The sequence below is a fragment of the Tengunoibacter tsumagoiensis genome, assembly GCF_003967535.1.
Lineage (GTDB): Bacteria > Chloroflexota > Ktedonobacteria > Ktedonobacterales > Ktedonobacteraceae > Tengunoibacter > Tengunoibacter tsumagoiensis.
The window spans coordinates 2,338,101-2,363,361 of sequence record NZ_BIFR01000002.1 but is presented as its reverse complement, the minus strand read 5'-3'; the positions used below and the strand labels follow the sequence as shown (position 1 = coordinate 2,363,361).

Genomic DNA, 25,261 nt, shown 5'->3' with positions numbered 1-25,261 from the left:
TATGACCTTGCAGAAGACCAATCTGTCAGCACAGAATAGCGAGCTCTATGCGCAGCTTTTTGCCCAGACGCGCTTAGCGCAGCACGCATCGCGTCTCCTCGCCAATGCCAGCAGTGACAGTAAAAACGCAGCCTTGCAGCAGATGGCCATTCAACTTCTTCGCCACGAGTCACTCATCCTGGAGGCCAATGCTCTTGACATTGAACAGGCCACTGCGAGAGGGATGAAACAGAACCTATTAGACCGTTTAACGCTCACACCAGCGCGGCTCCAGACCATAGCAGCAGGTGTTGAGGCCGTTGTGGCCCTTCCCGATCCAATCGGAGTAACGCTTGCCAGCTGGCAATTGAGTAATGGTATGCAGATGGAGAAGCGCAGCGTTCCTCTAGGTGTTATAGTTATGATCTACGAAGCCCGTCCCAATGTCACCGTCGATGCAGCATCCTTAACGATTAAAACTGGTAATGCCGTCGTATTACGGGGCAGCTCGGATGCCCTTCGTACCAATCGTGCTATCACAAAAGCCTTGCGCGAAGCGCTTCAACACAGTCATCTGCCAATTGATGCCATTCAACTGGTTGAGTTTACCGAACATGAAGCGGTCGACTATCTTGTACGTATGAACGAGACCGTCGATCTGGTCATACCACGAGGCGGAGCAGGCCTGATTCAATCAGTTCTTCAGAAATCGACCGTTCCAGTGATTGAGACTGGTGTAGGGAACTGCCATGTCTATGTTGATAGCGAGGCTGATCCAGAGATGGCAACTCGGATTACCCTGAATGCAAAAACGCAGCGCCCTTCTGTCTGCAATTCCACCGAGACGCTCTTAGTCCATGAAAAGATTGCTCCTGATTGGCTGCCACAGATGCTCACACACCTGCATGAGCATGGAGTTGAGCTGCATGGCTGTGAGCGTACACGCGCTCTTGCTCCTCAGCTTGCAATCATCCCGGCTAATCAGGACGATTGGGCCACCGAATATCTGGACCTCAAGCTTGCCGTGAAGATTGTCGCCGACGTCGAAGAAGCTATCGAGCATATAACCAACTACGGAACGCGGCATACAGAGAGCATCGTAACACGCAGCGAAGAGACAGCAGCCCTCTTTTTACAGCGTATTGATGCCACTGCCGTCTATCATAACGCCTCGACCCGTCTGACAGATGGCTTTGTCTATGGCTTTGGCGCTGAAATCGGGATTAGCACCCAGAAACTGCACGCTCGTGGTCCTATGGGCCTTCAGGCGCTGACCAGCTATAAATACATTGGATATGGGAATGGACAGATTGTGCAGTAAGAGCATGATAGCGTAACGTCACCAGCCCAAATGGTGGTTGATAGAAGAAAGGGATAACGTATGCTTACAAAGAAACGGCTTTTCTTCCTGGGAGCAGGTTCGATGGCAGAGGCAATGATTAAAGGTCTGCTGGCTGCTCAATTATTGCCAGCAGAACAGATCTCTGTCAGTACCCGCAAACGTACGGAACACCTTCAGGAGCTCAGTACAACGTATGGAATTCATCGCTGCCAGGATAAGCGAGCAGAGATTGAAGCCGCAGATATCATCATTATCGCTGTCAAGCCGTTTGATGTTGCAACGGCCTTACAGGAGGTGCGAGAAAGTATCTCAGCCCGGCAGATGGTTATCTCTGTTGCGGCAGGTATAGCCACCGAAGATATCGAGTCCTGTTTTAGTGAGCAGGTGCCAGTGATCCGAGCCATGCCAAATACGTCCAGCTTTGTCCAGGAGTCAGCCACCGCCCTCTGTGGAGGACGCTGGGCGGATCAAGAGCACATTGCTCTGGCCGAGAATCTATTTTCTGCTATTGGCATCTCAGTTGTCGTTAAGGAAGGACTGATGAATGCCGTCACCGGACTGTCAGGGTCAGGTCCGGCCTACTTCTACTATGTGTTTGAGGGGCTGATCCAGGCTGGCCTGGAGTGTGGTCTCCCCGAAGAGACCTGTCGCACATTGCTGCTACAAACCGTCTACGGAGCAGCTAAGATGCTCAAAACAACTGGTAAAGAGCCAGCAGAACTGCGCAGGCAGGTGACATCTCCGAATGGAACAACCATGGCCGGTATTTCGGTCCTTGAACAGGGAGATGTGCTTAATCATTTTGTGCAGGCCGTCAAGCGTGCTACGCAGCGATCCGAAGAGATGGGCCGTCAGAGCAATCCAGCTCACGTCTAATCCTACTTAGAAGCTTGCTATAGTCTGGCTGGCCCATTGTATGCCACAAACTCAGTAGGGGGCCAGCCATATTACAGCCAGGAAGGTTCTCAGTGAAGTATGCGGAGCGAAGGTCTAAGCGCGACAACCCTGTGGGCACGTAAAGGGAGTGCGAGTAGATAGACATTCTTCACAGCAGATTAGATGGCGGTGGCATTCATCATTGGTACAATTGACATATTGTTCAGAAGGCTTCTGGCAGACGGAGCAGCGACCAACAATCTCATGCTGTGGCGAATCTGTATCAAATCCCATCAAGACACGATCGTCAAAGACATAGAGCTTCCCTTTGAAGTGCTGATTGGGATATTTCTCCATGTACGTTACAATTCCATCCTGCAACTGATAGACATCCTGCATGCCATGTTTTACCAGAAATCCTGTCGCCTTCTCACAGCGCACGCCTCCAGTACAGACCGTGACCACTGGCGCATCTGTTAACTGTTGAAGCTGAGGAAGGACCTTTGGAAGATCGCGAAAATTCTCCAGCTCGGGCAAGATCGCATTTTCAAAATGACCACTTTTGTGCTCATAGTCATTGCGCATATCAACGAGATAAAATTTCTTACCACTTTCATACCACTCATGGAGCTCATCGGCAGTTAAATATTTGCCAGTCATGTGAGCAGGATTGACATCCCATTCCGCGACACTATTGCTAATAATATCGGCGCGCACCTTCACAGAGAGATTGGGGAATGCCGTTCCTGTCCCTTCACTTCTTTTATACTTGATAGTGTTGAAGGGAGGATACTCTCTCATTGCCCGTACATACTGATTAATGTTGTCGATGGGACCCTCAACTGTGCCGTTGATCCCCTCAGGGGCTACAATAATCCGCCCCTTGAGATCGAGCTGCTGGCAGAGCGTTCGCTGCCACAACTTGATCGCAGTGGGATCAGTAACCTCGACATATTTGTAATATAACAAAATCTGGTAACTCATGTGTGCATTATACCAAAAAACAATCCAAGAATACATCTCAATTTGCTCATAAACAGGCCATTCTTCATAGTGCAATCCGTATCGAACATACTCTCTCACTGCTATAGCATCTATGCTATAAGGGCAGCATGGAAAAAAAGATGTATAGCCCCCATAATACCTCGACAATTGAGTGAATTCACAATCGTTTGCGTTTCAGGCGTAAAGATATCCCTTTGTAAGTATCTTATTTTCATTCTATTCCTCCTGCTCTGGCCTCTTTTTCCCATGTTTTTCCCCAAACCACCGAAGAACTTGCGTTTTGGGGGTATGATTAGTGGTACCTTCGGTATACAACTGTAGAGAATTATGTCAGATGTTTCGATGGTTTCTCTATATATCCTTGTGCTGTGATAGAGAGCAATGAGAGAAATTATTTATAGCGCTAGCTCGCTAGTATATAGAGCAATGGGCAACCTCTCACCAGGAAACGTAGACGAGAAAAGGGCAAGTACATGCTAGAGGTCATACCACATACTGTTATGGTCGAGCAAAGACAATCACATCCTCCTCATAACGAGGAGACTATTAATGAACATACGGTGTCAACGATGCGCCCTGTGCCGCGTGCTGTCGTCTCGGTTCTCGTAGATGAGCCCCCTTCTTTTCCATCCTTTTGCTTGCATCATTTGATTGAGCAGCAGGTTGAACGCCTGCCTGAACAGACTGCTGCGATTTTTGATGGACAGGCTCTCACATATGCCGACTTAAATGTCAGAGCAAATCAGCTGGCCCATTTTCTGGTTGAGTCTGGGGTGGGCCCCGATGTTCTGGTTGGAGTCTGCATGGAGCGCTCATTTGAGATGCTGGTAAGCCTGCTAGCGATCTTAAAAGCTGGTGGCGCCTACGTTCCTCTTGACCCCGGTGCACCTCAAGAACGGCTCTCCTGGATGGTAACAGATGTTCAGCCTGCTCTTGTACTGACACAAGCCCATCTTTTAGAGCGATTGCCATCTTCTGCAGCCCAGTATGTGAGTGTTGACGACAAGCAGACATACTGGAATACTTTTCCTGTATCTAATCCCATGAGCCCTGTTCAAGACGCTCATCTGGCTTACGTGATCTATACTTCTGGTTCAACGGGCCTGCCAAAGGGAGTGATGGTCTCTCATCGAAGCATCTGCAATAGTTTATTCTGGATGCAGAAAAAGTTTCAACTCGATCAGAGCGATGCCATTATTCACAAAACGCCGTTTGTCTTTGATGCATCATTGTGGGAGTTATTCTGGCCGCTCTTAGCAGGGGCACGCATGATTATTGCTCGTCCTGAAGGGCACAAAGATAGTGCCTATCTGTTAGAGCTGGCTCGCCAATGGCACGTTACCATTCTCTTTTTTGTGCCTTCAATGCTTCAAGCATTTATAGAAGAGCCTGAACTAAAGCAGTTGACGAGTCTGCGCCAGGTCCTTTGTGGGGGAGAGACGCTCTCGCCTGAATTGCAGGCTCGCTTCTTTGCTCGTCATTCGGCGACTCTCTATAATCTGTATGGTCCCACTGAGGCTGCAATTCAAGTGACGTGCTGGACCTGTCAGCAAGAGAGTCAGGAGACGACGGTTCCATTGGGCGAGGCTATTGATGGGGTGGATCTGTATGTGTTGGATGAGCGCGGCCAGCTGGTGACTGATGGGGAGGTGGGTGAGCTGTATATTGGCGGGACTCAGCTGGCACGTGGGTATCTGAAGCGGGCAGAATTGACGGCTGAACGTTTTGTGCCCAATCCCTTTGCTGCTCAGGCTGATGCACGCTTGTATCGTACTGGTGATCTGATGCGCCGACGTCGGGATGGTTTGCTTGACTATCAGGGGCGTATTGATCAACAAGTGAAGCTGCGCGGGTTTCGTATCGAACTGGGTGAGATTGAGGCGGCTCTGATCAGTCATCCGGCGGTACAATTGGGTGTGGTCGTTCTGCGCGAAGAGCCTGAGCGTGATAAATACCTGACGGCCTATGTTGTCCTCCAGATAGGCAGTACTCTGACACAGACAGAGTTGCGTGATTATTTGCGCCAGCGCCTTCCTGAATATATGGTTCCAGCAGTTGTGGTGACACTTGCCGAGATGCCTTTGACATTGTCGGGCAAGATTGATCGACGAGCTCTCCCTGCACCTCAGACTCAGGTCTGTCCCGTGGGCCATGACCATGTGGCTCCCCAGACTCCGCTGGAAGAGATCATCGCTGTGCAGCTCTGTGAATTGCTCCATCTTTCGCAGGTAAGCGTCGATGCGAATCTGTTTGATCTGGGCCTACACTCGTTGCTTGGTACACAACTTGTTTCACGCTTACGCCAGACACTCTCTTTAGATATTTCTCTGCGCTGGCTTTTTGAGGCTCCTACCGTGGCTCTTCTGGCTGAACGGCTTGAGCAGCAGCTAGGCGGAAATACAGCAGTTCAGATGCCAGCCCTCGTCCCTCGTGAACGGTTAGAGAGAACGCCTTTATCCTTTGGTCAGGAAAGATTATGGTTTCTGGATCAGTTTGCTCCCAGCAATGCAGCTTGCAATGTGCCGATTTTTCGCCGTCTGTATGGTCCCCTCTCGCTGCCAGCTCTTGAGAAGAGTCTGAATGCACTGGTGCAACGTCACGATGTATTGCGTACTACTTTTCATGAAGATGATGGCCTCGCTTATCAATTGGTTGCCCCAGAGCTAACCTTGCCAGTAGCGGTGCTGGATCTTTCTTCGCTTATTGCTGACGTGCAACAACAGCAGCTTCGGACACTGGCAAAACAGGCGGCGGAGCGTCCCTTTGACCTGGCGAAAGGGCCCTTGTTGCGACTTCAAGTCCTGCGTCTGGCAGAACAGGAGCATATTTTCTTATTTACCATCCATCATATTGTTATCGATGGTTGGTCGATGAGTATCTTTCTACAGGAGCTTTCGGCGCTCTACAATACCTATACTCGTAGTGATGATCGTTTAGAAACAATCGCTGCTGATGTTCAGTCTGACTCCATTCTGGAACAGGCCCTGTCGTTAACAGAGCTTCCTTTGCGTTACACTGATTATGCATTATGGCAACGGGAATGGTGGGAGACTGGCGTCTGGCAAGACCATCTTACGTATTGGCAGCAGCAATTGGCCCATGCCCCGACCATGTTAGATCTGCCAACTGATCACCCACGTCCCGCGCTGCAACATTATGTCGGGGCACATCAGTCTCTTCAACTGCCCCCAACTTTGCTACAAGACCTGAAAGCGTTGAGCCAGCGCGAGGGTGTCACTCTCTTTATGACATTGCTATCAGCCTTTCAAGTGCTACTGATGCGCTATAGTGGTCAGAGAGATATTGTGGTTGGTGCTCCGATTGCGAATCGCACCCATAAAGAGATAGAGAACCTGGTGGGCCTGTTCATTAATACACTGGCTCTGAGAATAGATCTGACGGGCAATCCAACCTTTCGCCAGACCCTCTTGCGCATGCGTGAGGTGGCTCTTCAAGCATATGTGCATCAAGACTTACCATTTGAGAAGTTGCTAGAGTCGCTTCAGATCGAGCGTTCACTGAGTTATGCTCCCCTCTTTCAAGTGTTTTTTACCCTGCAGAACGGCCCCTCTCTCCAGCTTGATCTGGATCAGATTAGCTGGCAGCCGCTTGAAGTGGAGCAGACTGCGGCGAAGTTTGATCTTAGCCTGACATTGATCGAGGATAACAATGGCCTACAGACCGAATTAGAGTACAATACTGGTCTGTTTGAGGCTGCAACTATTGAAAGGATGCTTGGTCACTGGCAGGTCCTCTTAGAAGCTATTGTGCAGGATGTTGAGCAACCAATTGAGGAGCTCCCTCTTTTAACTCCTGCCGAGCGCCAGCAAGTCGTCATCGAGTGGAATCGGACCGCCAGTAGTCAGCCAGCAGAGATCTGCCTGCACCAATTAATTGAGCAGCAGGCTGAGCGGACCCCTCTGGCCCCTGCCGTCCTGTATGGCGAAAGCTCACTTAGCTATCGACAGCTCAATCAGCGTGCCAATCAGTTGGCGCACGTTCTGCAACGTGTGGGCGTAGGGCCTGATGTCATTGTTGGCGTCTATATGGAGCGCTCGCTTGAGCTCGTTATTGCCCTGCTGGGAATCCTGAAAGCAGGCGGTGCCTACATGCCACTTGATCCAGGCTACCCAACTGAGCGCCTGGCCTTTATGCTGGAAGATGCTCAACCTGCTCTTATTCTCACTCAGGAGCATCTACGTGCTAGCTGTCCGCCAGCTTCGCATGTCTTCTACCTGGATGCTGCCGGACAACGTTTTGCCAATGAGTCAACGATGAATCCAGTCAGTGCTGTCATGCAGGACCATCTCGCATATCTGATTTACACCTCTGGCTCAACTGGTAGACCAAAGGGCGTGATGAATACTCATCAAGGGATCTGCAATAACCTGCTCTGGAAACAAGAGGCCTATCAGGTTACGCCCCAGGATCGCATCTTGCAGAAGACCCCTTTGAGCTTTGATGTCTCAGTCTGGGAGCTTTTTCTACCTCTAGTGGTAGGTGCAACCATGGTTGTTGCAAAACCTGAAGGGCACAAAGATAGTGCATATCTGGTGCATCTCATTCAAGAGTCTGGCGTGACCTTAATGGAAGTTGTCCCTTCGCTCCTTCAAGTATTAATAGAGGAAGCGGATTTTGCGCATTGCAAGACCCTTCGTCTGGTTATCTGTGGCGGCGATGCCCTACCTTTTGAGCTGCAACAGCGCTTCTTTGCCAGCCATCCAGCCGCTCTCTATAATACCTATGGTCCAACAGAGGCAGCCATTGATGTCACGTGGTGGATCTGTCAGCGCGAGAGCCAGGAGACGACGGTCCCGATCGGTTTCCCGATCACCAATACGCAGCTCTATATCCTGGATGCTCATCATCAGCCAGTCCCCATCGGTGTCCCAGGCGAGCTCTATATTGGAGGGAGGAGCCTGGCTCGTGGGTATCTCAAGCGGCCTGAGCTTACCGCCGAGCGTTTTATTCGCGATCCTTTTCATACTGATCCTGCTGCAAGAATCTACCGAACAGGCGATCTTGCGCGCTATCGGTCAGATGGAGCGATTGAATATCTGGGCCGTATCGATCAGCAGATCAAGCTACGAGGTTTTCGCATTGAACTGGGCGAGGTTGAGGCAGTCATCCAATCGCATCCACTTGTACAGGATGCAGTAGTGCTCTTGCGAGAAGAGAAAGGCACGCAGAAATTTCTCGTTGCCTATACTCAACTTCAGCCTCGTGCATCTCTGACCCGCGAGGAGATGAGAAGTTATCTGGCACAGCATCTTCCTGCTTACATGATTCCTACAGCTATGATCTTTCTTGATGCCTTGCCTCTCAATGCAAATGGGAAAGTTGATCGACGAGCGCTCAGCCTCCTTCCAGTGGCCCGAGCTCTGCATCAAGAGGTAGGAGTTGCCCCACGCAATGCAATTGAGATGACCCTGGCTGCAATCTGGATCGATCTATTGCGACTGGAGCAGGTCAGCGTCACCGATAATTTCTTTGAGCTCGGTGGGCACTCGCTCCTTGCAATGCAACTGCTCCATCGGATTAAGCAGCAATTTGGAGTCACCCTGCCGCTTTCCACACTTTTCCAGGTTCCCACAATCGCACAAGAGGCAGAGCTCTTACAGCAGGAAGAGCAAGAGTTGTCATTCATGCCCTCGCCAATCGTAACGATTCAATCCATGGGTAGTAAGCGACCATTTTTCTGCGTTCATCCAGTCTCGGGTGAGGCCTATACATACCTCAAGTTGGCTCAATATCTCACCCATGATCGTCCATTCTATGGAATCCAGGCTCAAGGACTGCACCGGGGTCAGCTCCCTCATCTTAGTGTTGAAGAGATGGCTGCCTACTATATTCAGGAGCTACGTGCGATCCAGCCTGAGGGGCCATATCTACTGGGTGGATACTCGTTTGGCGGAATTGTAGCGTTTGAGATGGCACAGCAATTGCAGGCACAGGGATGCAGGGTTGATCTATTAGCTATGATTGATGCCATCCCTTATGTGCGGCAGCCACAGGGCCCTTTGCACTGGCTACGCTCACTAACCATCAATCGACGAAGCAAGCAGAGTACGAGTGGAATTAGCTTCTTGCGCCTCACCCAGAGTTATACCAATATCATCGCCTCTACACTCCAGGAGCAACTGAGCGAGCAAGCCACTCATAATCAGTGGCGTTATCTCCTGAGCCTCCTGTTGAAGGCAGCATTAATCCCACAGGATACCCACGCTTCACAGGTTCGGCGTTTCTTACGGGTCATCAAGGCCAATGAGAATAGCCGTCGGAACTACCAGCCACAGCCCTATCAAGGTCGCATCACCTTTTTCTCACGAGATGATGTAAGCTACCATCCAATTGAAGCATGGAGCCCTTTTACCACTGAACCAATCGAGAACTATATAGTTACAGGCGATCATCTTACCATGATGGCTGATCCTCATGTGGCAGGTCTGGCTATGCGCCTGCAACAATGCCTGGATCGTGTGGATGCTGAGGATTAAGCGTAAAAAATCCAACAAAAAGGGAGCCACTTTCAATATGTGGCTCCCTTTTTTGTTGGGTTACAAGATCTTTTACAGTGAAGACCTCACCTATTTATTTCCCCATGGCATTGACATTTGCCACAAAGTTCTTTGGTGTACCCAGGCCAGTGATGTAGTCGTAGCCTGGATGGGCAGTGCAGATGAAGCCACAACGACCATTTGTACCAACCGTGATATCGTTGAACGAATCAGGATGAGTTTTAGCCAGAGAGTACAACATATCATTGGTGATTGGTTTATTGACCAGGGCAGCGATACCAGTCCAGATAGGAGAGGCAATACTGGTGCCTGTCTCACTGCTCCATTTGCCCATCTCGCGGGTCACAATCGGAGTACCAGCCACCGCAGCGATATCGGGATTGCCGCGTAGCCCACGTGCCTGTGGGATACCATAAGCCTTCTGATAAGCAGGCTCCGCATAGAGTGAGCTCAGACCACCGCCAGCACCGCTCCAGGCAGTCTCCGTCTTACCATTCCAGACAGTACCACCAACTGCAATCACCTCTGGATAGATCGATGGAGGTGAAATCACACCATTGCCACTATCGCCCGAAGCTGCAAACATCGCAACATGATTGGGATTATCAGCATAGAGATGCTCAAACTGCTTACCAGTCCCATTAAAGCCATAGCTCATATTGATTGAGCGGAGGCCAGGAGTTTTGAGAATATCGCCAGGTCCTACCGCCAGAGCATTCCCTTTCTCGCTGGTAATGTAGAGCAGGATTTTCGCCTGTGGAGCGGTAGCATGCATGATTTCTATGTCAAGCAGACCTTCAATCGGATCACTGGCAGGTGGAACCTTCCGGCCACCCTGATATTTGATCGTCAAGCAACCGCTAGCGACAGTACATTGAGGAAGCCCAAAGCGCTTACTATATGCTTGAAGATCGGCGTCTGCGGTTGGTAGATCGCCATCGATAATCTCAGCGATTGTCTGACCGGCTCCGCCACTTAGGCCTGGAAGGTTGTACATCTTCCAGAGATCTTGTGGAGTCAGTGCACCGGATGTTGGGTTGACAAGGTGTTTCTGTTTGGCGAGATGAACAGGCAGGTTAGTCTCAGAATGGGCAGATGCATTAGCCAGCGGAGAACCTGAAAAATGTGCTACAAGCGAGTCGGTTGCGAAAAGTACGAGCGAAAGAGCGATCAAAGACAGTGTAACTGTCAAAGAATGTCGATGCATCTTTCTTGATTTTTTCTGAACGGAGATACGATTTTCAATTTCTCTCATGGTGGCGTTGGGTTCCTGCATACTCATTCGGATGACCTCACATAGGATAGGCATACCTACATATTGTCTGGATGACAACGTATTTTCTGTTAGCCAACAGACTTGTTGGTTTGAGCTAACAAAAAGTAGGCGGGTTAAGTATTCGTCGCGAACACCTTCTGTTGAGTAGTCGAAAGATTGTGTCACCGGTCCTCTCCGACTGGAAGGCGTTCGTTCTTGTTGGGGCAATCATAACACAGTTCAGATTGATATATGTTGAAACACAATGACACATAGTCCTAATGGGCTATGTGTTTTAAAGAGGGGAATATAACAAGTCTAAACTATCTTATCCAACCTTTTTTGAGGCACAGGTCTAGCAGCGGATTGATCGTAAAAATGTAGAGCATAAAGAGAATGAAGATAGATATAGAGACAACTGCTATTGGTAGCCAGACTCTATCGTTTTGGGCCAGGAACCAGGGGGTACGCACAAGGATAATCGTAGTAAGAATAAAGAAAAGGGTGAACCCTTTGTTGTAATGGCGCAAAGAAGCGAAGCGCCAAAACAGCCAGTAGAACGAATGGCTGACCTTTAATGCTAACAACAAATTATGCTTATAGCCTTCATCCTTTGGATCTTTCATTAAAGCGATACGAAAATGCGCGAGCGCAGATTTTGGATTTCGTTTTTTATCACAGAGGAATACACCATAACTATTGTGGATTGTCGGATTTTCAGGATCGAGACTGAGTGCTTTCAGGTAAGCTGCTTCTGCCTCTGGGATCTCATCTTCCCTGGTTGCAATCTGTCCCAATACGGCATAAGCGGCGGCGTTCATTGGTTCTAGCGTCAGTACTTTTAGACAATGTATTTTTGCAGTGGAAGGTGCATTTCGGAACATCAACAAGAATTGGCTGTAATAAAAGTGAGCATCTGCACTTTGAGGATTCAATTCCAGCGCTATTTTATATTCTTGTTCAGCCTGAGAAGCACGTTTAAGCTCTTGCAAGAGTGTTGCATAGAGCATATGTGCAAGATCATTATTGGGATCAAGCCGTAGTGTCTCCACAAAAGCCACTTCAGCTGCTTCAAACCGTCTTTGAAGAAGCAGGATTCTTGCCATTGTATAATGAGCAACGCTGCTTTCTGGTATCTGGCTCAATGCCATCTGGACAAGTTCAAGAGCGAGCTCATATTTGTGGAGAGTGATCGCATACTCAGCCTTCATAAATATATCTAGAATAGAGGCGTAATCCAGGTCTCTTTGTTCCATTATTCACGACCTTTACCTGATTTTCTTTAAGTACGCTAGAATATCATCATAAGCGTTAGCACCATTACTATATGTCGCATAATTTTTTGCAGTAGCCAGCCATTCAAGTGTAGAGGGCTTACACACTTTTAGTGCTTCGAGGAGATCTTCTGTCCGAATAGGGCGCATCTTCCCACTTTTCATGACCTGTGTGATTACACGCTCAGCTGCTATCGAACAGACTGCTTGAATATCTGCTCCAGAATACCGTTCCATTGGTCGAGCGACCCTGGCATAATCGATGGCGTCAATGGGTTTACCCAGTAGATGGAGCTGAAGGATCTCAATGCGAGCTTCAAGATCAGGTGGCGGAACAAAAAGTATGCGATCAAAACGTCCGGGTCGACGCAAAGAGGCATCGACAAACCAGGGACTATTCGTTGCACCTAGAACCAGAACTTCACTATTATTTGAATCGATCCCATCCAGCTCAGTTAATAATTGGTTGGTTAGCATACGCCCATGATGATGAAGCATCTGCTGACGACTTGCACCGAGAGCATCTAGCTCATCAATAAAGATAATCGTTGGTGTATGGTGTCGTGCCAGCTCAAAAATATTGTGGAGGTTCTTCTCACTATTGCCGATATACATGTCAAGGACATCATGAATAGAGATGCTGATAAAGTGGGCCTGGCATTCTCCAGCAGTCGCACGAGCCAGATATGTCTTTCCACAGCCAGGAGGGCCATACATCAGCAGGCCGCCGCCCACTTTCTTGCCAAATGATTTAAACAGAGCTGGCTGCTGAAATGGATAGACAATATTCATCTTGATCTGATCTTTAACAGCTTCTAAGCCTCCCACCTGCTGAAACGTAATCTTCGGTCGCTCAACGATATCCTCCGGCATAAAATCTTCATGATCTCCTTCAACCAGGATTTTTTGCGGTACTTGAGCTCCTCGTGCTAGTAATTGGACGAGATACTCTGGATCTGATAATTCTTGATCGCGTTCAATGGCCTTCTGGTATGCATCGCCTGCCTCCTGATCATCACCTAGTTCATAGCAAATGTGCGAGAACAGAAGATAGCTATCAGCAGTTGATTTTGCGGTCAGAAAAGGCTTTAGTGTCTTCTTTGCCTCTATAAACTGATTGTTTTTATAGTATGCCTCACTTAGCGATAAAGCACTATCGGGATCTTCAGTCTGTTGATACACCTCACGCCACTGTTCGATTGCCTCTGAATAGCGTCCAGCCTGCATTAACATTTCAGCAATATGTTTACGTAAACGTATATTGGTTGGACTAAACTGAAGAGCCTCGAGTAACGCATGAATTGTATTATCGATATCACTCATTTTTTCTCCATCCAGAAAGTCCTGCTAGCCTCTCATTGAGCCATTCTATCTATTCTCCTACCGTTACAACTATGTAAAAGCTCTGTTAGATATAATAACATTTATGCAAATACATGAATACTATCTCGAGCTCTAATTTTGACCAAATTTTCTGCTTTCTCTTTTTACTCTTCCTGATTTGACACTGCTTGCTTGTCTATCATCACAGTTACAGCCAGTAGGCCTCGAGACGAGATCCAAAGAGAGCGCGAGAAGATGACTATTACCAACACGGCCATCATGATGGTTGTGTGCCTTTGTTATCTAGACACACATCATCATGATGGCCGTAGAGAGTCTTCCTAATAGTTTACGATAGTTTACGCTTCGCCGGTCAGGACAGCTTCATCTTCTAGAATGTAGACAGCCTCATCAGCAGCAGGTTCCTGTGCGAGAGCTGGTGAGTGCTTGCCACGGAAGAACGAAGCAATCGCAGCAATCAGACAGAGGCCAGCCGAGATATAGAAGGCGGCATGGAGACCAACCATAAAGGGATCTGAGATCAGATTCGGGAAGAAGGTTTTTCCTAGCAGAACATTCTGATTTGCCTGTGAAAGCTGCTGGAGAGCCGCTGGCTGAACCAATGTTGACATTGGATTATAGCCCAGGAAGGCTCCAAAGAGGGCAGCAATTGGAGGTAAATGACCAATCTTCGTGGCGATTTCAAGTGGTAGACCTACCCCGGTCAGACCATTGGTGAGCGTAGTAGGCAGGGAGGCCGCCAGACCAAGCGTTACAATGCTGAAGAAGACTGCCATACTGATCACAGATGCAGCATTTGTGGCCGTCGAGTTCATACCAGAGGCAGCACCACGCTGATTGGCTGGAACACTATTCATCAAGGCCGCAGTATTAGGAACCGAGAAGAGCCCCTGCGCCACACCCATGAGAGCAAGCAAGAGAGCAAACACCGTATAGTCGAAGTTAGCAGGCAAGAATGTAAGCAATAAGAAGCCTGCCACCTGTAAAAACAGGCCCAGCGTAGCCAGGGTTTTTGCGCCAATACGATCTGACAACCAGCCACTAAATGGAGCGACAATAATCATTCCAACCATCATTGGCAACATATAGATGCCAGCCCATAGCGGAGTATCTTCAAAATTGTAGCCATGTAACGGTAGCCAGATACCTTGTAGCCAGATGATAAGCATAAATTGTAAGCCACCACGTGACAGGCTTGACAAGAAATTGGAGAGATTCCCAATCGAGAATGCTCGAATTTTAAAGAGTGTCAGACGGAACATTGGATCAGGAACTCGGAGCTCAATGATCACAAAGATGATCAACAGCAGGAGACCCAGGAAGACCGCTCCCAGCACAAATGGGCTTCCCCAGCCAGTTGGTGCATCGCCATATGGCTCGATACCATAGGTCAGACCAAACAGGAGCACAATCAGACCGACAAAGAACGTAACATTGCCCAACCAATCGATCTTTTGATGTCGATTGACAAGAGCGGTTTCACGCAATTTCCAATAGGCCCAGAATGTTCCGAAGAGTCCGAAAGGGACGCTTACCAGGAAGACATAGCGCCAGTTGATCGCCGCTAAGATACCTCCAAGAATCAGACCAAGCACATTGCCAACAATACCAGCAACCTGATTGATACCTAGAGCCAGACCGCGCTGGTGAGCAGGGAACGCATCCGTAATAATCGCTGTACTATTGGCAAAGAGGAAGCTTGCTCCAACGGCCTGAACGACGCGGAATAAGATCATAGAGATCGCCGCCGTATCGCCGGTTCCGGGCGTAAAGAAAAGCAGGATGCTACCCAACGTAAAAATTGCAAATCCCAGGTTATACATGCGGACGCGCCCAAACATATCGGAGATGCGTCCCAATGTTACCAGTAGGGTTGCTGTGACGACCATATATCCCAATAACATCCAGAGCAGATAATTTGTCTTACTCGGATCAAGGGGATTGATGTTAATTCCATGAAAGATGGAAGGGAGAGAGATTAAGACGATGTTGGTATTGATAGTAGCCATCAATATGCCCAGGGTCGTGTTGGAGAGCACTACCCATTTATAATTTGGCCCAACCTTCGTTGTTGTTATCGTTTGTGCCATGCTTCAGACTCCAATAAAAGGTGAATCGATGAAGAAAAGATGATGATACAGAAAAACAGTAATTGAGAGAAACAGCGTACTTACTTCAAAATAGCCTGGACATCAAGAGCGTTATTGCTCATGTGTTGCGATTCCGTGTAAGTAAACCTGTAAAATTTCGTCATTTGATGCAGAATATTTGCTAATAAGGGTATCTGTAATGCCCTGGGTCCGAATAAGCCCGATAAAGGCCTTGACCATAGCAGAAGTCGGAGTGCTGGTCTGTAGCTCACCTGTAGCCTTCCCCTGTTCAATCAAGGCGGTTAGCGTTTGAGAGAAGGTTTCTACAGATGTTGTAATCTTTTCTTGACGAGCGAGAAGGGCTCTCTGTGCCTCAGCATTGCCTCGTAAAATATAGAGCATCTCGACGCGGCGACGAAAAAAGTCACTTGAGACGAGAAAATGAAAGATGCGTGTGAGCTTATTTGTCGCATTGCCTTCTGCGTCTGAGCAGATCTCTACTACACGTTGAGTATTTTTTTGGAAGTTTTGTTCGAGGATTGCTGCAACCATGAGTTCTTCTTTACTCGCAAAGTGTGAATAAATGGTTGCGGTTCCAATTCCTACACGGGCGGCAATCTCATCCATTGAGGTGTCCAGATACCCTTTTTCGACAAATACCTCTTCGGCCACCTGCAATAGCAGTTCCAGCCGCTCCTTTCGCTGTTTCTCACGCAAGGAGAGCGGGGCATTCTCGTTTCCCATGTGTTATGAACCTTTCCTGAACCAGTTACATACAGCGAATCGTATTGTAAACGCCCTTCTATTTGTGACTTACGAGTCATAGTATAAGCCAGCTTCGGGCAATTGTCAAGTTCACCTGTCTTTGCTCGCTTCTTTTCATGCACCTGTACGTGTGAATGTGCGTGAATGTGCATATACATTTATGGTATTGCTCTGTTTGGTCGAGGAGATGTGATAGAGGGCTGGCGAAAACATTCTACTTATGAGGGGGCATATCTTGCGGGAGAGACAGAGCTTTTTTTGCTTTCATTATGCAGTGATAATGATTATTGCTGTGCCATGCGCTATGATATTTGCTGTTTTTCCTCTGGCTGTGACGCAAAAGATTAGTAAGGGGAGTCCTCAGATTTTGCCTGCACCGGCTCAATATCTGTTGTTCTCATCTGGATTCGAGGCTACTGATCCACCGCTTGTAAAGGCTGATACAGATGGACAACAAAACAATGTAGTAAAAAATGTAACAGGAATCTGTTGTCAGTTGACAGGGCCGCAGGTCGCTTTACGAGGGAGCAACGAGCCGCATTTTCAAGGAGAGCGAGCCTTACTCTATTCTGGTATGCCTCAGACTGGTATCCCTTCACAATCATCTTTGCAGATCTACCGTGTACATATCTCTATCACCAGTAGCACAACGTTCTCCTATTGGATCTATCCAACTCAGAGCGCCAGTCAGCTATTCGTGAATGGTGTGAATAGTTGCTATGTAGTCCTCGATCTGCATTTTACTGATGGTCAGAATGATGCTGGTATCACTGATCAGAATGGAACCAGGCTTACCCCTCAGGCTCAGGGGAGCAGCGGACACTTACAGCTGAATCAATGGAATTATGTAAGTGCGACGCTAGGAGCAAGCTTTGCCGGAAAAATAGTGGATCGAATCAGCGTGAGCTACGCACAATCTGCACCTCAACCAGGTGGCTATCGTGGATATATAGATAATATTCAGTTTACAAATGATCTGATTACTGGTTTTGAAGCCAGCGATCCTCCAATTATGAACTCACATTCGCTTGTGAGCAGCAGAACCTTCCATGTTCATGGTATCTGTTGTGGCGTAACTGGCCCTGAAATCGGTGTACGTGGTATGAGTGAGCCACATCATGAAGGTCGGCAGGCTCTCGTCTATGCGGGATTTCCAACTGCCAATCTCCATTCATATGTCTATCAGTTGCTGTATAGAGTGAATATTCCAATCTATCGCAACACAACGCTTGCTTATTGGATCTATCCACAAGCGAATAATGGAAGCGAATATATTGTCGGACAGAATAGTCGTTCAGTGGCAATTGACCTTCACTTTACTGATAATAGTACCTTGAGCGATTCTGGCGCGACTGATCAGTATGGCGTCCGTTTGAGTCCACAAGAGCAGGGCAAAGGCGATCATCTGATACTGAACAGTTGGAATTATGTGAGTGTCAATCTTGGCCAGAAACTCGCTGGCAAGACAGTAGATAGTATTGCTTTTGTCTATGAACAACAGCATCCTCTCTTTGGAGGGTATCGAGGCTATATTGATGATCTCTCATTGCTTGAAAAACCTGATTGGGCTCGGCCAGTTCCAACCATTTACCCAACTGAGGATATTGTGATCGCCAACCGCGTCCTTACGGCCAGTCCGTACATGGCCGATGCTACCGGACATACTGATATCTCACAGGTACTGAATCAGGCTTTGCGCGACTGCTACACCGATGGTGGAGGTGTTGTCTGGTTGCCTGCTGGAAGGTATAAAGTAACGCAGAGTATTGATATTCCGCCGCATTGTACCTTGCGTGGAGACCGCCGTGATCCAGATCAGCAGAAACCTTCTGGTCAGGCGGGTTATGGCACACTAATCCTGGCTTCTCCAGCGCCTTCCGCAGATGATAATGCACCAGGGCTCTTTCGGTTGTGGGAGAGTTCTGGCGTGAAGGGCTTAACCATCTATTATCCTCAGCAATCGCTAGGCCATGTACAGGCATATCCTTATACCTTTGAGATTGCGGGTGCTTTTGCGGGGTCCCCTTATGCTGCACTTGAGAATTTTACCATTGAGAATATTACGATGCTCAATTCTTATCGAGGTATTATAGTCGGTAAGGTTGGTAGTCAGGAGATGGCGACTCTACGCAATATCGTTGGAACGGTTCTTTACAAAGGCCTGGTGCTTCAGAATGCCACAGATATTGGACGAGTTGAACAGATTACTTTGAGCAATGCATATTGGGCCCAATTAGACCCCTCGGTGAGTACTGAGAGGCCAGCACGCACCGATCTTGATCTCTTCACGCATACAAACGGTTATGGTATTTTGCTCAGCGGACTGGATTGGGACCAGTTTGCACAGATTACGTTGTCGAATTATCGTATTGCTCTTTCATTTTTGCCTGCTCATACCTTTGGTCCAGGATTGGGTTCATATAATAGTTCATCACTCGCTCTGATTGGAATCAAAATCACAAACAGCTTTATTGGAATGGCGATTGATTATATTAATAATGCCAATGGCTTAATGATCGCAAATTCTCAGATTCAGACAGATGGGCAGGCCGGCTCTGTGGCTATTCTCATCCATAATAGTTTGCGCAACAACAGACATTTTCCGAGCGTACTCTTCAATGCGGTGCTTCTTGGTGGCGGAACTGGTCAGGCAGTTGTCCTGGCTGGTCACGTGACGGCTAACTTTCAAAATTGCACATTCGAGACCATGAAGAGCTCTGCCGCGATTATTGCTCGACAGGGGAATCTGATTGTGCAGGATTCACATTTTCTTGGATCACCGTCTTCCACTGTTAGAGTTATCGGCCTGCAACCAGGACTCTCCTCAGCTGCTATTGTCAGCAATCAATTTGCGTCTGGAGAAAATGATAGTAATCAGGTGGATAATCGAAGTATGGCTGATGTCAAAATTGATAGTAGTCACCCTGCATTATCAGAACAGGCTTTGCTTGCTCCCAGTCCAGATAGCTCGTTACCGCAGCGTATTGCCGCAACTTTTAGTGCAGTAGCCTTTTATAATGTAAAGTTAGCTCCATATAATGCTAGTGGAGATGGTATTACAGATGATACTATCTCAATACAGTCAGCATTGAATGATGCCGCCAGAGCAGGTGGAGGGATAGTGTATTTGCCTCCTGCTATCTATGCGATACGATCGCACCTGACCATTCCGGTTGGCGTCATGTTACGTGGCAGCGATGATGTCCAACACCGAGGAGCGATCTATGGCTCCAGTACTACAGGCACAATTTTGTATGCTTATGAAGGCCGGAATTCGCAGAATCCTCAGAGCGCACCAGCCTTCCTCACCCTGGTCAGTGGAGGAGTGAGAGGGATAACTATCTATTACCCCGAACAGCTTCCAACGAGCGTTCAGACAGTTGCTTCGTATCCATGGAGCATACGAGGTCTCGGGAGTCAGATCTATCTCCATGATATTACATTACCAAATGCTTATAAAGCGATTGAAACTGCCACCATTGGAGCAGCTCAACAATCTCTGCAAGAGATAATGGGTTCTCCTCTAAATGAAGGTATCAATCTGCAAGGTGAAGGCGAAGGATGGCTTCTTGATAGTCATTTTAACCTTAACTTCTGGAAACGTGCGTATGGTCTACCCGGACAAGAAACTTCCGATCGCGTTATTACAGCCTACCAATCGCTCTTTTTGCACGCCTTTACGATCGGAGATCATATCCAGCAAGCATTTTTAGCAAATAACTTTATTTATGATTCCCTGGCTGCCTACACCTTTTCAGGAAATGCCCATATAAGTGCGCAAAATATTGCCGCAGACATGAGCAGAAATACTATAACGACGATCGGATCTGGAAAGGGAGTGATTACCATTATAAATGCAGAGATCTGCTGCCATTATGGAACACAGATTACGATGCATGGAGGAAACCTGACTATGCTTAATGTGCTTGGCTTCAATAGTCAAGGTGGAATAGATCCTGAAGCCGTTCAGATAAATGAGGGGAATCTGCTCATACAGGGTGCGGCCTTTGACGTTGGTTCGGCTACTATTATTTCAGGACGTGTGATTATGAAGGGAGTTCTGTTTAAGCAGGGGGGAGTTCAAATACGTGTCAGGAAAGGAGCAATTGCCACTTTTATTGCTGATATTGGCGGTGGGAGCCAGGGATTGCACGTTGTTGGAGCAAGTTCCATTACCTGCTCTATTCATTATTACTAATTGATTTCTATAGCTATCATTATTACTAATTGATATCTATAGCTATCATTATTACTAATTGATTTCTATTTTACAATGAGCTGGTCTTATATTTACCATATCAACTTATGAAGGCAGCCCGTTTTAGCTGCCCTAGACTTACTATGCTCCTCACAAGGCTTGATGGCCTCTCTTTTTCTGGTAGATCAGCAGGTAGATCAAAGTGTGGGAAGTATGATGATCAAAAGTTGTGTAACATGGATTTACATGATTTTAATATGAAAATGTTTCAATGGATGATATAGTATAAAAGGCTTAAAGATGTGTAAGCAGCATGAAGACGTGAGGAATAAGTATGTTAAAACCAACATCAAGGCTGAACCAGAAAGAAGAGAAATTATTGTGGGCTGTAAAATGGTGGTATCAATTTACCACTCCGATGAGTTCGGATCGAGAAATCGAGAGGAAAACACGTATTTTTAGCCTGGTTGTTTTCTTACTTCTCCTGGATAATATTTTCTATGCAGCATCAGGTATTCTCAGTGGTAGCATCTATCTGCTCTCAGTGCTAGGGATTGAGACTGTCTTGACAGTTGTTGCAATCTTTTTCAATCGTAGGAGTAAGGTCTTGCTTGCAGGGATTATTGTTACATTGACATATACCTCTGGCATTATGGCAAGTATCATTCCTGTACAGCATATCTCTACTGGTGTCTTTCCACTTTTTGCGTTGCTCATCATTCCAGAACTTCTGGCTGCTGCTTTATTACCAGCTCTGTCTATTTTAGCTTTAGCCGTGTTGAATAGCATATTTATGCTAGCAATTATCGAGCTTAAGCCTGCGGTTGCTGGCTTTACATCATTCGCTGTATTTTCATACTTCTTTATTCTGGTCTCTGTATTGCTTCTGGCTGCTGGCATCTCATTTGTGTTAGTCGATGGATTACAGACAGCTTTGGCGCAACGTAATCGTGCTGAAGAGATTGCTGAACTTGAGCGGCAGTTAGCTATTGTTGCTGAAGCGAAAGCTCGTGAGAAACAACAGCTTGATTACAGTATTCAACTCATTAATGACGCTCAAGCACGTTTCGCTAATGGCGAGATGGACATTCGCGTCCCTTTAACCTCCAATAATGTTCTCTGGCCGGTTGCTGGTGCTCTGAACAATCTGTTTGTCCGTCTTCAACGCCAGCAGGAGTTACAACAAAACAATGAGCGTGTTATAAAAGCTATTACAAATCTGCATACGATTATCCAGAATCAAAACCAGGGCCCTGCATATCATCCCTCTGGAACTATCGTTGATCAGCTTGCAATGGCTCTTTTACCACCCCATATGTTTGAGCAAGATAAAGTACACCGGGATAAAGTACACATAGAGCACAAAAAGGCAAGACGAATATAACTTCTTGCTCCTATTGCTAACTTTGCTACTAGCCTGTATGATAACATTTGTGGAGTTTTTTGGATTCCGCTTATGGCTATTCTCCTTTCGTTATACATCAAGAAGCGTAGGATAGAGTAGTTTTACTTTTTTCATACTTCAGAAAAGGAAGCTTCATGCAAGAGATACAGCAGGTGGTTGGGCAACAGGAGCAAAAGCAGACTGCTTCTTCCTCCGCATTGATGGTGCACGGTAGACCTATACGACCCTGGATAGTTCTTATCTCTCTCGTATTTGGTTTTTTTATGGCATTATTAGATGCTACGATTGTTAATATTGCTATTCCTTCGATTCAGAGTGCGCTTAAAACGGATCTCCCTACAGTAAGTTGGACGTTAAATGCATATAACCTGGTTTTTGCTGTTCTTCTTATAACTGTTGGCCGTTTTGCCGATCAATATGGGCGTAAACGCCTTTTTATGATTGGTATGATTATCTTTAGTATTGGTTCGTTGCTCTGTGCATTAGCAGAGACCTTTGGTAGCCTGACGGGACTGCCAGCCATTAACTGGCTCATTGCTTTTCGTGCTTTGCAGGCGATTGGGGCAGCGGGCCTGAATCCAATTAGTCTGGCTATCATCATTTCTATCTTTCCTCCGAAGCAACGGGGTGCTGCGATTGGTGTCTGGGGAGCCCTTTCCGGGTTGGCTGCTGCTGTTGGCCCTATTCTTGGTGGCTTCCTGGTAGAGAATTTTGATTGGCGCTGGATCTTCTTTGTGAATCTGCCTTTCTGCTTGATAGGCCTGATCATGGTCTGGTTAAATGTACCAGAGACGCGCGATATCCGAGTGAGCAAGCACATTGATATTCTTGGGGCATTGACACTTTCGCTTGCTATCTTCTGTGTGGTGCTGGCAATTATTGAGGGCAATGCCTGGGGCTGGGCCTCCCTTCCTATTTTAAGTCTCTTCGGGCTGACTGTAATCTCTCTGATAGCTTTTGGGATTGTGGAGATAAAGCAGGCAGATCCTATGATTGATTTTGCTTTATTTAAGGCTGTAAGTTTTACCGGCGCCAATCTGACAATGTTCTTATTTGGCATTGCTATTCAGGGAGCATTTTTAATTCTGGTGCTCTATTTTATTAATGCCCGTGGATACGATCAATTACATGCGGCTTATGCTCTCTTGCCGGTCCCACTGGCTGCATTTGTTGTGTCGGCTCTTAGTGGCCGTTTGAGTCACCGCGTCAATCCTGGCATTATGGGGATTATTGGTATGGTGGCTATTACGATTGGCTTTGTCTTGTTGTGCTTTATCAACTCTGACACTGCCTATATTGATGTAGCATGGCGCAGTATCTTCCTGGGCCTTGGCATGGGCATGCTGTTCCAGAGCCAACCAGCTATTGCACTTTCCGAAGTGCCTCCCGCCAAGCTCGGGGTTGCCAGCGGCGTTTTTAATACGTTCCGCCAGATTGGTTTTACACTGGGGGTGGCTGTTCTGATTAGCGTTTTTACAGGAACGCTTACACCAAATTTACAGACAGCTCAGACGCATTCTGTAGCTATTGTGAACAGTCATACTGCCTTGCCTGAGCAGCTTCGCAGCGGTATTATCACAGGATTGCAGAATTCTCATACGACCAGTAATCAAACATCTGAAGCTGGAAGTAGCGGTTCGACAACCCAGAGCGTTGATCTCACAAAACTGGCTGATAAGCTTCCGCCACAGGTCCCAGTTGCAACTAGAGAGGCGATTCGAAGCGATCTCAAGGTATTGGGCGATCAGATCTCAGCCGAGTTTCTGGATCAGGTCACAAATTCATTTAAGAGCGCCTGGTGGTCTGCATCAATCTTTGCGCTAAGTGGTGTTCTGGCCGCTTTGATCGCCTTTTTGTTACATCGCCCGAAAGCACCTGCCAGTGAAGATGCAAAAAGAGAGGCCCAGGCGCATGCATCTCTTGGCTAGAGAAACATTTCAAAACATGTCTTCACGAGTGAAAGCTGTTTGAAGTCAGAACTTGAAGGAGCTTGATATAACATATCAGGCTTCTCGAGTTGAACTGGATTTAAGAAAAATGTCATAAAGGACCTCTCCATCTTGCGCTTCTGTAGAGGTTGATGGTACTTCAATAAGGACAATTTTATGACCTCGGTCCGGAAGTGTGATGCGTAGACGGATCAGCCCGGTTGGGACATGACGCAGACTAAATCGTCCTTCATGGTCAGTGATACAGCTCTCATTGGCACGCCCTTCTAACGCTACTCTGGCACCCATAAGCGGGGCGCTATCCATACCATGGACTATCCCCCCAATCTGCTGTTTGATTTCTTGAAGTGGTCGATCAGCCCATTTAGGACTGGGGCGCGTTGAATGGGTAAGGACTAGCGGCTCTTCAGTAAGTACTTCACTATTGACAGGAATGGTGATGATATACGAAAGCGCTGGACGAGGCGGGATTCCACAAGCATTCCAGAAGTTTAAAAAAGTCGGCTCCTCATCTCGTTGTTCGATCCTTGTTACAAGCGGAGGGTTCAGGCGACGCAGCTCGTCCGAAAGCAGATCAGAAGGGATATAGGGATTACGGATGAGCGTTAATAAGGCTCTCCAGAGGAGAAGATGATCATCTTCAATCTCTCTAGTGAGTGTAAAGACCATATAACGAAGATCGAAACGGCGGGGCATAGGCCTGCGCTCTGTTCGATTGTGTTGATAATTTGCCTCGAATTTGGGCTGCCGGAGGCCAATATTTTCTTGTAATGCTACCAGGAAGAGATAGATCGTCGGACGTGTGAGCTGCTCTATGCATTCGCGTGTCGGGGCATCAAAGCGAATATCGACTTCTTGTGGACTGATATTTCCACATTGATAAAATAACCTTTGTAAAGCTGTATGTATATCACGTAGCATGCTACTATTCCTATCCCTCCCCCAACACCACAATTTTTTTCCTTTTTGAACCATTGAGTAAGAACCCATAGATCTATTATGCACCCTCTTACCAATATCTATCTATCGCAGAATGAGCCTCGGCCCGTTATAGCTTGAGAATAGCTACTCTCGAAGCAGAGCTGTTTGCATAAAGATATCTTCATACTTTATTTACAATTGTCTGTACTTTTATTGAGGTCTGGTCGTTATAGTTGCTTGTAGTATACAGACATAGCGCTACGAGAAGTGACGACATCATTCACTGCAAAGGAATTGCATATTTCTTTGCAGTTTTTATGGTGTGTTTGTATTGTATAAA

13 protein-coding genes are annotated in these 25,261 nt (G+C 47.3%); 6 read left to right on the top strand and 7 right to left on the bottom strand.

All coding sequences use genetic code 11. The features are described from left to right. Position 1: 1 nt before the first annotated feature. Together EL628_RS29530 and proC are read left to right on the top strand one after the other, a co-directional pair. Positions 2–1,300, top strand: a complete 1,299-nt coding sequence (locus tag EL628_RS29530) for a glutamate-5-semialdehyde dehydrogenase (protein ID WP_126583557.1) — start codon at positions 2–4, stop codon at positions 1,298–1,300. Positions 1,301–1,360: 60 nt separating this feature from the next. Continuing rightward, positions 1,361–2,197 (top strand): pyrroline-5-carboxylate reductase, encoded by an 837-nt coding sequence (proC, locus tag EL628_RS29525; RefSeq protein WP_126583556.1) that lies wholly within the window; start codon positions 1,361–1,363, stop codon positions 2,195–2,197. 114 nt (positions 2,198–2,311) lie between these two features. Here proC and trhO read toward each other — a convergent pair whose 3' ends face one another. Continuing rightward, positions 2,312–3,181 carry an oxygen-dependent tRNA uridine(34) hydroxylase TrhO gene (trhO, locus tag EL628_RS29520; protein WP_161975875.1) on the bottom strand — a complete coding sequence of 290 codons (870 nt, stop codon included), beginning with the start codon at positions 3,179–3,181 and terminating at the stop codon, positions 2,312–2,314. Positions 3,182–3,675: 494 nt separating this feature from the next. Here trhO and EL628_RS29515 point away from each other — a divergent pair, with 494 nt between their 5' ends. Continuing rightward, complete coding sequence (locus tag EL628_RS29515; RefSeq protein WP_126583554.1) at positions 3,676–9,699, top strand: non-ribosomal peptide synthetase; 6,024 nt, start codon at positions 3,676–3,678, stop codon at positions 9,697–9,699. A 94-nt stretch (positions 9,700–9,793) separates the two neighbouring features. On the opposite strand, the gene EL628_RS29510 is transcribed toward EL628_RS29515, so the two are convergent. From EL628_RS29510 to EL628_RS29490, 5 genes are all read right to left on the bottom strand, one after another. After that, a complete protein-coding gene (locus EL628_RS29510; RefSeq protein ID WP_161975874.1) occupies positions 9,794–10,912 on the bottom strand; it encodes a S53 family peptidase in 1,119 nt (372 codons plus the stop codon). Between the two features lie 386 nt (positions 10,913–11,298). Further along, complete coding sequence (locus tag EL628_RS29505; protein ID WP_245994567.1) at positions 11,299–12,186, bottom strand: tetratricopeptide repeat protein; 888 nt, start codon at positions 12,184–12,186, stop codon at positions 11,299–11,301. Between the two features lie 57 nt (positions 12,187–12,243). After that, positions 12,244–13,572 carry an AAA family ATPase gene (locus EL628_RS29500; RefSeq protein ID WP_126583551.1) on the bottom strand — a complete coding sequence of 443 codons (1,329 nt, stop codon included), beginning with the start codon at positions 13,570–13,572 and terminating at the stop codon, positions 12,244–12,246. Between the two features lie 359 nt (positions 13,573–13,931). Beyond that, complete coding sequence (locus tag EL628_RS29495; RefSeq protein WP_126583550.1) at positions 13,932–15,683, bottom strand: MFS transporter; 1,752 nt, start codon at positions 15,681–15,683, stop codon at positions 13,932–13,934. A gap of 111 nt (positions 15,684–15,794) precedes the next feature. Beyond that, positions 15,795–16,427 (bottom strand): TetR/AcrR family transcriptional regulator, encoded by a 633-nt coding sequence (locus EL628_RS29490; protein ID WP_126583549.1) that lies wholly within the window; start codon positions 16,425–16,427, stop codon positions 15,795–15,797. A gap of 388 nt (positions 16,428–16,815) precedes the next feature. Between EL628_RS29490 and EL628_RS29485 the strand changes: the two genes are divergently transcribed. The 3 genes from EL628_RS29485 (at position 16,816) to EL628_RS29475 (ending at position 23,979) form a co-directional block, all read left to right on the top strand. Then, a complete protein-coding gene (locus EL628_RS29485; protein WP_161975873.1) occupies positions 16,816–20,646 on the top strand; it encodes a glycosyl hydrolase family 28-related protein in 3,831 nt (1,276 codons plus the stop codon). 334 nt (positions 20,647–20,980) lie between these two features. Further along, positions 20,981–22,030: a hypothetical protein gene (locus EL628_RS29480; protein ID WP_126583547.1), complete on the top strand. Its 1,050-nt coding sequence runs from the start codon at positions 20,981–20,983 to the stop codon at positions 22,028–22,030. Positions 22,031–22,185: 155 nt separating this feature from the next. Further along, positions 22,186–23,979 (top strand): MFS transporter, encoded by a 1,794-nt coding sequence (locus tag EL628_RS29475; RefSeq protein WP_126583546.1) that lies wholly within the window; start codon positions 22,186–22,188, stop codon positions 23,977–23,979. Positions 23,980–24,054: 75 nt separating this feature from the next. Here the strand turns inward: EL628_RS29475 and EL628_RS29470 are convergent, their stop codons facing one another. Continuing rightward, positions 24,055–24,921: a Pvc16 family protein gene (locus EL628_RS29470; RefSeq protein ID WP_161975872.1), complete on the bottom strand. Its 867-nt coding sequence runs from the start codon at positions 24,919–24,921 to the stop codon at positions 24,055–24,057. Positions 24,922–25,261 lie beyond the last annotated feature (340 nt).

Excerpts from the sequence above, each read along its gene's own strand:
- EL628_RS29500 (WP_126583551.1), bottom strand. The coding sequence starts at position 13,572 with ATGAGTGATATCGATAATACAATTCATGCGTTACTCGAGGCTCTTCAG.
- EL628_RS29505 (WP_245994567.1), bottom strand. The coding sequence starts at position 12,186 with ATGAAGGCTGAGTATGCGATCACTCTCCACAAATATGAGCTCGCTCTT.
- EL628_RS29495 (WP_126583550.1), bottom strand. The coding sequence starts at position 15,683 with ATGGCACAAACGATAACAACAACGAAGGTTGGGCCAAATTATAAATGG.
- trhO (WP_161975875.1), bottom strand. The coding sequence starts at position 3,181 with ATGAGTTACCAGATTTTGTTATATTACAAATATGTCGAGGTTACTGAT.
- EL628_RS29470 (WP_161975872.1), bottom strand. The coding sequence starts at position 24,921 with ATGCTACGTGATATACATACAGCTTTACAAAGGTTATTTTATCAATGT.
- EL628_RS29490 (WP_126583549.1), bottom strand. The coding sequence starts at position 16,427 with ATGGGAAACGAGAATGCCCCGCTCTCCTTGCGTGAGAAACAGCGAAAG.
- EL628_RS29515 (WP_126583554.1), top strand. The coding sequence starts at position 3,676 with ATGCTAGAGGTCATACCACATACTGTTATGGTCGAGCAAAGACAATCA.
- EL628_RS29475 (WP_126583546.1), top strand. The coding sequence starts at position 22,186 with ATGCAAGAGATACAGCAGGTGGTTGGGCAACAGGAGCAAAAGCAGACT.
- proC (WP_126583556.1), top strand. The coding sequence starts at position 1,361 with ATGCTTACAAAGAAACGGCTTTTCTTCCTGGGAGCAGGTTCGATGGCA.
- EL628_RS29530 (WP_126583557.1), top strand. The coding sequence starts at position 2 with ATGACCTTGCAGAAGACCAATCTGTCAGCACAGAATAGCGAGCTCTAT.
- EL628_RS29480 (WP_126583547.1), top strand. The coding sequence starts at position 20,981 with ATGTTAAAACCAACATCAAGGCTGAACCAGAAAGAAGAGAAATTATTG.